At 60.5% G+C, this 10,500-nt stretch carries 8 protein-coding genes; 5 read left to right on the top strand and 3 right to left on the bottom strand.

All coding sequences use genetic code 11. The annotated features are described in order from the left end of the window. Positions 1-510: 510 nt before the first annotated feature. Together DW796_RS07860 and DW796_RS07855 are read left to right on the top strand one after the other, a co-directional pair. Positions 511-1,554 (top strand): M42 family metallopeptidase, encoded by a 1,044-nt coding sequence (locus DW796_RS07860; protein WP_118094771.1) that lies wholly within the window; start codon positions 511-513, stop codon positions 1,552-1,554. 137 nt (positions 1,555-1,691) lie between these two features. After that, positions 1,692-3,065 carry a DNA-binding protein gene (locus tag DW796_RS07855; protein WP_118094770.1) on the top strand — a complete coding sequence of 458 codons (1,374 nt, stop codon included), beginning with the start codon at positions 1,692-1,694 and terminating at the stop codon, positions 3,063-3,065. Between the two features lie 8 nt (positions 3,066-3,073). Here DW796_RS07855 and mnmA read toward each other — a convergent pair whose 3' ends face one another. Then, positions 3,074-4,297, bottom strand: coding sequence for a tRNA 2-thiouridine(34) synthase MnmA (mnmA, locus tag DW796_RS07850; RefSeq protein WP_255413553.1), 1,224 nt, complete (start codon positions 4,295-4,297; stop codon positions 3,074-3,076). A gap of 57 nt (positions 4,298-4,354) precedes the next feature. Then, positions 4,355-5,293 (bottom strand): cysteine synthase A, encoded by a 939-nt coding sequence (gene cysK / locus DW796_RS07845; protein WP_055250951.1) that lies wholly within the window; start codon positions 5,291-5,293, stop codon positions 4,355-4,357. Positions 5,294-5,546: 253 nt separating this feature from the next. Here cysK and DW796_RS07840 point away from each other — a divergent pair, with 253 nt between their 5' ends. Further along, entirely contained in the window at positions 5,547-5,975 is a 429-nt protein-coding gene (locus DW796_RS07840) for an Rrf2 family transcriptional regulator (RefSeq protein ID WP_117564502.1), read from the top strand. Positions 5,976-6,117: 142 nt separating this feature from the next. On the opposite strand, the gene DW796_RS07835 is transcribed toward DW796_RS07840, so the two are convergent. Beyond that, positions 6,118-6,483: a phage holin family protein gene (locus DW796_RS07835; protein ID WP_055250947.1), complete on the bottom strand. Its 366-nt coding sequence runs from the start codon at positions 6,481-6,483 to the stop codon at positions 6,118-6,120. A 324-nt stretch (positions 6,484-6,807) separates the two neighbouring features. On the opposite strand from DW796_RS07835, the gene DW796_RS07830 reads away from it, so the two are divergent. Further along, a complete protein-coding gene (locus tag DW796_RS07830; protein ID WP_022094855.1) occupies positions 6,808-7,107 on the top strand; it encodes a YerC/YecD family TrpR-related protein in 300 nt (99 codons plus the stop codon). Positions 7,108-7,328: 221 nt separating this feature from the next. Then, on the top strand, positions 7,329-10,499 hold the full coding sequence (locus tag DW796_RS07825) for a PD-(D/E)XK nuclease family protein (protein ID WP_118094768.1): 3,171 nt from the start codon (positions 7,329-7,331) through the stop codon (positions 10,497-10,499). Position 10,500: the final 1 nt, after the last annotated feature.

The raw sequence follows: 10,500 nt of genomic DNA, 5'->3' as shown, positions 1-10,500 counted from the left end.
GGGCCGTGTTCCGCTATGCGGTTGTCAATTTGCGAAAGAAATTATGCGTCACCCGCACTTCCCAGCGTGCATTTTTGGGAGTATTCAGCAAGCTCTTAAAAATGCATAACGTTTTGAATGGCCCGTAGTGGCCCGCAGACGCCCATCGACAGCCATTGTGGGTGGGCTATCGATGAGTGGAGGGGGTTGTTACTGAGTTTCTGCTTTGCGACGACCCGCAATACTGCTGTAACCGCATCGTTTTGTCGTTTGTGATGGGGCCGTTGGGGCCCACGGTGCTGAATACTCCGTTTTTTGCACGGTCCAAAGTGGGGTACCCTGAGACGAAGCAAGAAGATGCCTCATTTTTATGCAGAAATCGAAAAGCTTTATGCAAGATTCGGATTTTAAACCGTGCGCGTGCGCAAAATCGGCGCGAGGACGTCTGGAGGTGGCTCGGCTTCTAGGGCATTGCACGTGTAGAACGGTTAAAATCGGGATTCGGTCTTAGTTTTATTTGGAAGGATGCATATGGGTTCCAATATCGATGCTTCTCTAGAGGAGACGCTCTCCTATATCGCGGGACAGCTTAAGACGCTGACTTCTATTGCTTCGCCTACGGGCTATACCCGTGCGGCGACTGATTATCTAAAGGAGACCCTGCGTGATATGGGCTTTGGCCCTGAGCGTTCCAATAAGGGCAACGTGCTGGTTGAGCTTGGCGGCGAGGGCGAGCCGCTTGTTTTGGCGAGCCATGTCGACACCCTGGGCGCCATGGTACGCTCCATTAAGGACAATGGCCGCCTGCGTCCCACGACGCTTGGTGGGCACCAGTGGTCTACGGCCGATGGCGAGAACTGCACCGTCTACACGCGTGACGGCAATGTGTACACGGGTGTGGTTCTCAACACCGAGCCTTCGGCGCACGTGGCCGACGAGCCGGTCAAGACCATCGAGAAGAACATGGAAATCCTGCTCGACGAGAATGTCGACAGCAAGGATGACGTGCTTGAGCTGGGCATTCAGACGGGCGACATCATCGCTATGGATCCGCGTACCACGGTGACGGAGAGCGGCTACATCAAGAGTCGCTTCCTTGACGACAAGCTGTCCGCGTCGATTCTGCTGGGTCTGGCCCGCGCCGTTGCTGACGGCGAGGTGACGCTTTCGCGCAAGGTATCGCTGCTCTTTACGGTGTACGAGGAAGTCGGCCACGGCGGTGCCTTTGTGCCGGCCGACACGCGCGAGATGATCAGCGTGGACATGGGCTGCGTGGGTGACGACTTAGGCTGCACCGAGCGCATGGTTTCGATTTGCGCCAAGGATTCGGGCGGTCCGTACAACTACGACCTGGTAACCACGCTGTCCAACATCGCGCGCGAGCTGGAGCTCGATTACGCCATCGATGTGTACCCGCATTACGGTTCCGACGTCGAGGCCACGCTCTCGGCCGGCTACGACATTCGCCATGGTCTGATCGGCCCCGGCGTGTACGCGAGCCACAACTACGAGCGCAGCCACATCGACGGTGTGCGTAACACCTTTGAGCTGGTCCGCGCCTACGTGCAGCGCTAAGGGGCAGTCCGTAACTCAGCCGAGCAATCACTAAGGCCCGATTTTTCGGGCCTTTTTTCAATTCAGTCCGTTTAGTATTATCATGTATAAGATAAGTTATCTTAACGTGTGAAATACTTAACGAGGTGATGCGGTGTATGTATACGTCTGAGTACTTATCTATGGGTGATGCCGCCCGCCTGTTGGGCGTTACGAAAGCCCGCATATCGCAACTTGCCGCATCGGGGACGCTTGTGTGCGATATTGTGGGCGGCCGGAAGATGGTCGAGTACAATTCTGCGACCGCCTATCAAAAGGTTCGCAAACGCGGCCGCCGTCCTGCAGCCGATGTGGGACGCAAATTTACGCTGATGTCGGCTGACTATGAGGTCGCGCATGTCTCGTTTGATCCGACGCGTGAGTTTCCCTTCGAAATCGCCGAGGTCCTCGATGCGCAACGAATGCCGTTTGGCACATGCTCGAGCTCTTCTCCTACGGCGAATAAACGGGAGCTCAACGTGTGGTGGAGCCATCGGTCGGTGCCTGACGTCCGCCCTGGACTCGTCTCGCGCTATCGTGAACTGGGAATTGCCAGTGGCATCGAGGTTCCGGTTCGGTGCCTGGGCTTATCGCTTTCGGATTGTTATTGGCTGCGGCCGGCCGATTGCGCCGAACTCAAATGGCAAAGCATCAATTACTTTGAGAACGAATTTGAGCGATCGGCGCCCGAAGAGCGTTCGGGTTGGCTGGAAGGCATCGGTCTAAAAAATCCGGATAACACGTCCGAGGGCGAGCTCCCTAAATCGTGGATGATCCGAAACGGCATTCGCGTTTTGGCTAAAGGGTGCGGGATGGACGATCAGCGTCCCTTTAACGAGGCGGTTGCAACGGCTCTACATCGTCGCTTGCTTTCCAAGGGGGAGTTTGTTCCTTACACGGTTGAGCGCATATTCGATGGCCCTGTGTGTCTGTGCGACGACTTTCTTGACGGCCGCGAGGAATACGTTCCGGCTGTTTACGTTAAGGGCGTACTTGGTAGTCAGCGGGGAAACTCGACGTACGACCGGTACTGTTGCTACCTCGGCAAGCATGGTGCCGATGAGGCCGCTGTGAGAAGGTCTATGTCGCAGATGATTGTCTGCGATGCCCTTTTGGCCAACAGCGACCGCCATTGGCGAAACTTCGGCATCATCCGCAATGTCGATACCCTGGAGATAAAACCTGCTCCGCTGTTCGATAGCGGCAACTGTCTGTGGTACAACGTACCAACTGCCGTGCTCGCAGCTGGGGAGTTTGGGTTTTCCGCTAAGCCGTTTGGGCCCGACCCTTCCGTCCAGCTGGCGCTTGCGGATTTGCTCGATTGGTTCGATTCATCGCGGCTCAACGGATTTGTTGATGAAGCGATCGAGATTCTTTCGCAGAGCGAGTGGGCGACGGCGGAGGGTCGACTCGAGGCCATTCACCGCGGCCTTGAGCGTCGCGTAATCGAGGTTGGTGCCGCTGTTGAGGTACTTCGACACGTGCAGCGATAAACCCGCGGCTACTTAAGCGCGCCGGTCACGGTGCCGCCGCCCAGGACGATGTCGCCCCGATAGACGACGACGGCCTGTCCGGGGGCGATGGCGCGCTGCGGCTCGTCAAAGGTCAGCAACATTTGCCCGTCTTCGCCGCGCGTAAGGGTCGCTGCCTGGTCTTTCTGTCGGTAGCGGTACTTGGCGCCCACGCGAATGCCGCCGGCATCGAGCTCGGCCTCCATGCACTCTGCCGGCGCGCTCCAAATCCACTCATTGGCAGTTAGCGCCGCCGCGGTTAGGTCCTCGGCTTCGCCCAGATGCACAATGTTGTTGGCGGCGTCGACGCCCGTTACGTACACGGGATGCGCCATCGCGACGCCCAGGCCCTTGCGCTGGCCGATGGTATAGCGCAACGCGCCGTTGTGGCGTCCGACCACGCTGCCGTCGCGCCATACGATATCGCCCGGTGTAGCGGGATGTCCGCACCGACGCTCGATATAGCCCGCATAGTCGCCATCCGCGATAAAGCAGATGTCCTCGCTTTCGGCCTTCTTGGCGTTGGCAAAGCCCTGCTCGGCGGCAATGCGGCGCACGTCGTGCTCCTTGTCCAGGCCTGCCAGCGGAAAGATCGTGTGCGCCAGGCGCTCCTGCGTAAGCGAATATAAAAAGTAGCTTTGGTCCTTTTTAGGGTCCTCGCCGCGATGCAGCTGCCAGGTTCCGTCGGACGCCTGGCTCGTTTTGGCGTAGTGACCTGTGGCGATGTAATCGCAGCCCATATTGAGTGCCGCATCGAGCAGCGCGCCAAACTTAATATGGCGGTTGCAGATGATGCACGGGTTAGGCGTCAGCCCCTCTTGGTAGGCGTTCACAAAGCGTTCGATCACGTTGCGGTCGAAGGTTTGCTGCAAGTCGAGCACGTGATGGGGTATCCCCAGGCGCTCGGCGACGGCCTTTGCATCGGCGATGTCGCGGTCGAACTTACTCATGCCCGTGGTGGGATCGGGCGCGGGGCAGGTGAGGCGCATGGTGGCACCGACACATTCGTAACCCTGACTTTTGAGCAGATACGCGGTCACGCTGGAATCGACGCCGCCGCTCATGGCGACGAGCACGCGCTTGTTGTGCATGGGGAGGTTCTCCTTGGTGGCATGTGGCCAAAAAAGAAAAGCGGCGCGGGAGGCTGGTTCCGCGCCGCAGACATTGTAGCAAGTTCGGGCGTCCTGTGGGACACCCTGTTGGGATGAGCTCAGGCTGCCAGAAGAGAGGGGAGACCGGCGTGCCTTGGACTCGTTCTAGGAACGAGAGCTCTAGTCCTGGAAGAGTGCCGTGGACAGGTAGCGCTCGCCGGTGTCGGCGAGCAGCGCCACGATGGTCTTGCCTTCGTTCTCGGGGCGCTTGGCCAGCTGCAGAGCGGCCCAGACGGCGGCGCCGGACGAAATGCCCACGAGCACGCCTTCCTTGTGGCCCACGGCGCGGCCGGTGGCAAAGGCATCGTCGTTCTCGACGGGGATGATCTCGTCATAGACCTGGGTGTCGAGGACGTCGGGCACAAAGCCGGCACCGATACCCTGGATCTTGTGCGGACCGGCCTGGCCCTTAGAGAGCACCGGGGAGGTGGCGGGCTCGACGGCGACGACCTGAATCTCGGGGTTTTGCTCCTTGAGGAACTCGCCCACGCCGGTCACGGTGCCGCCGGTGCCGACGCCGGCGACGAAGATGTCGACCTTGCCGTCGGTGTCGTCCCAGATCTCGGGGCCGGTCGTGGCCTTGTGAATGGCCGGGTTCGCGGGGTTCACAAACTGGCCGGCGATGATGCTGTTGGGAGTTTCCTTCTGCAGCTCCTCCGCCTTGGCGATAGCGCCCTTCATGCCCTTGGAGCCGTCGGTGAGCACGAGCTGTGCGCCGTATGCCTGCATGAGCTTGCGGCGCTCGACGGACATGGTCTCGGGCATAGTGATGATCACCTTGTAGCCGCGGGCCGCCGCCACCGAGGCGATGCCGACGCCGGTGTTGCCGCTCGTGGGCTCGATGATGGTGTAGTCGCCACCGCGCACGAGCTTGCCGGCCTTCTCGGCCTCGTCAATCATGTTCTTGGCGACGCGGTCTTTGACGGACCCGGCGGGGTTGAAGTATTCCAATTTGACGAGCACACGGGCCTTGAGGTCCTCGTCGGCCTCGAAGTGGGTGAGCTCCAGAAGCGGGGTGTGGCCGATAAGCTGATCGATGGACGTGTAAACATTGCTCATGGTGAACCTCCAAAGTGTTCAAATGACTGGATACCGTGTGGTTTTACGGTGTGTGTGGCAGCGAAACCCACAAACCTTATAGGTTGTTCGTTTTGCTGTTGGCAAGCATAGTAGACAGTAAAGCCTAGTAACGCAATAGGAAATAGAAGATTATTACGAGTCGATTAACCATCTTGACGGGAATAGGTATTTTCAAAACCAATTTTTCGGCTAGAATTTCTACGAATTAAAAGACCGAAAGGCAGCTATATATATGTTGGTTTCCACAAAGGGCAGATATGCCCTGCGCGTTATGGTCGACCTGGCCGAGCACCAGGCGACAGGCCGTATCCCGCTTAAAGAGATTGCGGCGCGTCAGGGTATTTCGGAGAAGTACCTCGAGAATATTCTGGCTACGCTCGTGCGCGCCAACATGCTCTCGGGCATGCGCGGCAAGGGCGGCGGCTATGTGCTCACGCGCCCGCCCGAGCAGTACACGGTGGGCGAGATCTTGCGCCTGACCGAGGGCAGCCTGGCGCCGGTCGCCTGCCTGGATGGCGACTGCAAGGGTTGTTCGCGCTCTGACGAGTGCCCCACGCTCGACGTGTGGAAGAACCTGGACAAGCTTATCAACGACTACCTCGACGGTGTGACGCTCGATCAGCTTGTCGCTCCCAACGAAGGCTACGATTACGTCATCTAACCCACACCTGCCATTTGGGGACGGGGTGGAAATGGCAGATTCTCTCGCCCTTTGAGACTTGGCAAATAAGAAGGCCGCCCATTTTTGTGATGGGCGGCCTTCGTTTTGGGCTGTTGAGACGGGCGCGGCCGGAATGGCCGTTTTAGCCCTCGGCGATGCTGTCGAGGATGCTGCGCATGATGGACACCAGGATGCTGCCCATAAAGGCCGATCCAAAGCTGGCGATGGAGATACCCGCGCCCAGCAGATTGACCGACAGATAGCTGGCCAGCTCGAGCATAAAGCTGTTGACTACGAGCTGAAAAATACCCAGCGTAATGATCGTGAGCGGCAGCGAGATAACCGTCAGAAACGGCTTGACGAGCGAATCGACGATGTTCAGGAACAGTCCCACGAAGGCGAAACAGACCCAGGCCTCGGCAAAACCGAAGGGCTGGATGCCGGGGACGAGGAACGTGGCAATCGCGATGGCGATCGAGGTAAAGAGCCAGTTAAGCATAAAGCGCATGGTGTGAATCCTTTCTTGCGCAGGGTGCGTCGGTGTCGCGTGAAGCGGTTTGCTGCGGCGGCTTGGACGGCCGCTCGGGTGTGCCGCCTTGTTCGGCCGCCCATTGTCTCAGATATTCGTGGAGCTTACGTGCGCATTCGGTTTCAAAACGGCGTTCGTCCTGAAAAACGCGCCGCTGGCAGAGAGTCTTGTCGCTTTAGTTTGGTGGTGTGCTACACTGCTACGGGCAAAAGCCACAGGCGTTGCCCTATTGCATAGAACGGGCGAACGATGCCCGATGTCAGTATCAACTTCGATGCCTTATGGCGGGTTTGGCGGTGATCGATGAATATCGAGAACATGTTTGACAAGCCTGATGTCAAGCAGCTGGTCCACGCATTTAGTCTTTTGGATGACGAGAAGGATATCCAGGCGTTTTTGACCGATATCTGCACGCCGCGCGAGATCTGCGATCTTTCGCAACGTCTGCAGGTTGCGCGTTATCTGGATGAGGGCGAGCCTTATGTTGAGGTTCAGGCCCGCACCGGCGCTTCGTCCACTACGGTGAGCCGCGTGTCCAAGGCACTCAACGGCGAGTACGGCGGCTATCGCAAGATCCTCATCAAGCTGGAGGATGGCGAGTAGGCCAGCGGCAACAAACGAATTGCGCAGAACCGTCCCTTCGGGGGCGGTTTTTTGATCCTTTGGGGACGGAGGAAAACGGATCACTGGGTTAGACTGACCTCCTCGGTGATCCATTTTCCTCTGTCTCCAAGGGGTCAAATCTGTTGGCGTGGGGCAAATCTGTCCGCGCGGGCGGGTAGGATGGAAGCATTGAATATTGCGAACGGTTTGAGTGGAGGACCATGCCTGTTCGAATCTATACCACCAACGCCGGCGCGGATTTGAGCGATGCCGAGGCGGCGCTGCTTGCCGACCTTATTGCCCGCCACGGGCGTGCCGTGCTGCTGGCGCCAACGTTTGCCGAGCTCGACCTGTGCCGTCATGATGCGGCGGAAGCCGGCGTTTCGCTGGGTATTGACTACAAGACGCCTACATCGTGGCTTCGCTCGCTTTGGGAGCTTTTGGGCGACGGGCGCGGTTTCGTCGACAACCTGCAGCGCCAGATGCTGTTTTCGGACATGGTAGCGCGCCTCGACGACGCCGACCTGCAGCCGCTTTCGCGCAGCCAGGGCACGGTGCGTATGCTCGCGCGTATGGCTCGCGATGTGCTGCCGGGTGTGGCAGGGACAGGCACCGAGCGTTGCTGCGACAACGTTTGCAAGCCCAAGCCCAAAAGCGACGCCGAGGCTCGCGTGTTTGAACTTTTGTGCGCCTATGCGCGCGGTTTGGACCGTCGAGATATGGTCGAGCCCTGCGAGGCGGCTGACATTATGGCCGGCGCTTTGGCCGACAACCTGCCGGGGTGCGCCCGCGCCGTTTGCGTGCGCGGCGTCACGTCATTTACGTATAGCCTGCTCGAGCTGCTGTCCGCCGTGGCAAACAACGGGGGAGAGGTTGTCGTGCTGCTTGCCCGCGAGCAAGCGGCGATGCGCGAGGAGCTTGCCGCGGCATTTGATGTCCGCGGTGTGCTGTTTGAGATCGCGCCGCTGGGGGAGGGCGCCGCCGCGCCCCAGACTGCCTCCAAGTCCGCTGCTCAGCCTGCCTTTATTGAGGTCGCCGGCCCCCATGCCCGTGCCCATGCTTATGCGGACGTCATCGATAAGTTGGTGAAAGCGCACAAGGAGTCCAAGGACGATAAAGTTGCTGCAACACCCGCCGACCCCGTACGCGTGCTCGTTGTTTCTGCCCGGGCACCCCAGCTGTTCGGCGAGCTTGCCGCTCGTTTGGCGGCGCGCCACGTTGCTGCCGAGACGGCCGAGTTCACGGCGTTTTCCCAATCCATTGCGGGCAGGCAGTTCACGGCGCTCGCCAACCTGATCGAGCGTATGAAGGCCGCCGACGAAGGGGCAGCTTCTAAGACTGAGTGGTGGCCCGCTCCGGAGCTTACCGACTGGATTTACAGCCCGCTTTCGGGTGCCGACGCCGCCAGCGCGCGCACGTTCGACAAGAATATGCGACTGTCGCGCAGCAAGACCACTGCGGGCGTCAAGAGCCTGCTGCAGAGCGTGCAGGGCCAGGTGAGGGGCGCACGTAAAGCGGCGAGCGACGAGAACTGGTTTAAGAACGTGCCGTGCGTGATCTCGGACGTGTTCCAGGCGCTGTGGCGCGACAAACCCGTGACGGCGCTCAAGGCCATGCTTGCCGTTGCCGAGGCACTGCCCGATCGCGCACTTGGCGGTCTCGACGGTCAGGCCCGTCGCCAGGCGGAGGTGGCCCTGCTGCGCCACGTCATCGACATCCTTATGAATGGCGCCCGTGCGCTCGACGTGTCGCAGGCCGCGACCGTGCCCGTGCTCGATGACATTCGCACCAAGGTGGACAAGCGTAGCGCCGCCTACGATTACGAGACCTACGAGGTTGACCGTGCGCCACGCGCCCAGGTTCGCTTTGCTTCGCTTGCCGATGCGGCGGCCCTGCGCCCCGGCAGCTACGATGCCGTGCTGTTTGCCGACGTCGACCTGGACAGTTATCCGCTCTCACATGAGGAGGGCCCGCTGGCAACGCTGACGGCAGAGTTAGATCGCAGCGGTGTGACGCTTGAGCCTGCGGCCTTGCTGCGCGCACGCTTTGGCCGCGCGATACAAACGTCGCGTGGTCCGGTTGCGCTTGCCCGCGTGACGCACGATCGCCAGGCGCGCGAGTGCTACCCGGCTGCCGTGTGGACCGAGTTGCGGGCGCATGCCGAGGCCACTAACGATGCTAAGGCCGCTGACGCCGACAAGGCCGCTGACGCCGACAAGGCCGCTGACGACGCTAAGGCCGTTGGCGCCGACAAGGCGAAGTGCGTGGGTGAGGGCGATATCGTAAGGGACTTCGATCCCGCGGCAGGCGAAGGTCTTAGGCGCGAGCGCGTGACCTGCGAAGCTCCTCAGCATCTGAGCGATGAAGCCATTCCGTATCTGGTCCTGCGCCGTCGCGATGGCGAGGGCGAGGATGCGCCGCTGGTGCCGCGCCTGACGTCTGCCTCGCAGATCGAGGCCTATTCGACCTGCCCGCTATGCTGGTTCGTCTCGTACCGCGTGAAGCCCCAATCGATCGACGCTGGCTTTGGCAATATGGAGAAGGGCAACTTTGTCCACGACGTGCTGGAACAATTGCATGCCCGTCTGCCCCAGGAGGGCATGGAGCGCGTGACACCCATGAATCTGCCGCGCGCGCAGGAGCTGTTGCGCGAGGTCTTTGCCGAGACCCTGGCCGAGCATGCGGGCAAGCGCGGTACCGAAGGCCCGCTGGTGCCGCTCTCTTCAGTGGAGGAGCGCCAGGTGGCCGAGATCTTGCCGCAGCTGGAGGGCGTGCTTGCCTACGAGTCCGAGGCGCTCACCCCCTTTGCTCCGCGCTACCTGGAGTTTGCGTTCAACGAGCTCCAGGTCGAGTATGCCGGTTGGCCGCTCGGCGGGCGCATCGACCGCGTGGATGTGGATGCCGAGAATCGCGCCGTGGTAATCGACTACAAGCATCGTTCGGGTGTCGAGGAGTTTAAGCTCGCCGACCCCACGGTGCGCGACGAGGAATCGGGCGAGGCCCCCATCGACGACCCGCGCTGGCTGCCGCCCCATACCCAGACGCTTATCTATGCGCAGGCTATGCGCCGGGCGCTGGATCTGGACACCCGCGCGGCGCTCTATTTTTCGACCAAGAGCGGCAAACCGGCGCTGCGAGGCGCCGCGAGTGCCGAGCTGCTCGAGGAAGAGCGCGGCGACGGCCGCATCCCAGGCCTTAAGAAGGGCTTTCCCGGCGAGGGCGGCAACATGGACTTTGATGCGCTGCTCGATCGCGTGGAGACCGGCATTGCCGAGCGTCTGCGCGAGCTCGAGGCAGGCGACGTTGCCGCCGTCGACCCGACGTCGGCTCAGGCCGCGCATGCGCGCTGCTCGTATAACCACGAAGGAACGTTTGTAAGGAGGGGCGTGTAGA

This window comes from Collinsella sp. AM31-2AC (genome assembly GCF_003469285.1).
GTDB classification, from domain to species: Bacteria; Actinomycetota; Coriobacteriia; order Coriobacteriales; family Coriobacteriaceae; genus Collinsella; species Collinsella aerofaciens_AT.
Note: the sequence above shows the minus strand (reverse complement) of the source record. Positions and strands in the feature narration are given on the sequence as shown.

Excerpts from the sequence above, each read along its gene's own strand:
- cysK (WP_055250951.1), bottom strand. The coding sequence starts at position 5,293 with ATGAGCAATGTTTACACGTCCATCGATCAGCTTATCGGCCACACCCCG.
- DW796_RS07830 (WP_022094855.1), top strand. The coding sequence starts at position 6,808 with ATGAATATCGAGAACATGTTTGACAAGCCTGATGTCAAGCAGCTGGTC.
- DW796_RS07825 (WP_118094768.1), top strand. The coding sequence starts at position 7,329 with ATGCCTGTTCGAATCTATACCACCAACGCCGGCGCGGATTTGAGCGAT.
- DW796_RS07835 (WP_055250947.1), bottom strand. The coding sequence starts at position 6,483 with ATGCGCTTTATGCTTAACTGGCTCTTTACCTCGATCGCCATCGCGATT.
- DW796_RS07860 (WP_118094771.1), top strand. The coding sequence starts at position 511 with ATGGGTTCCAATATCGATGCTTCTCTAGAGGAGACGCTCTCCTATATC.
- DW796_RS07855 (WP_118094770.1), top strand. The coding sequence starts at position 1,692 with ATGTATACGTCTGAGTACTTATCTATGGGTGATGCCGCCCGCCTGTTG.
- DW796_RS07840 (WP_117564502.1), top strand. The coding sequence starts at position 5,547 with ATGTTGGTTTCCACAAAGGGCAGATATGCCCTGCGCGTTATGGTCGAC.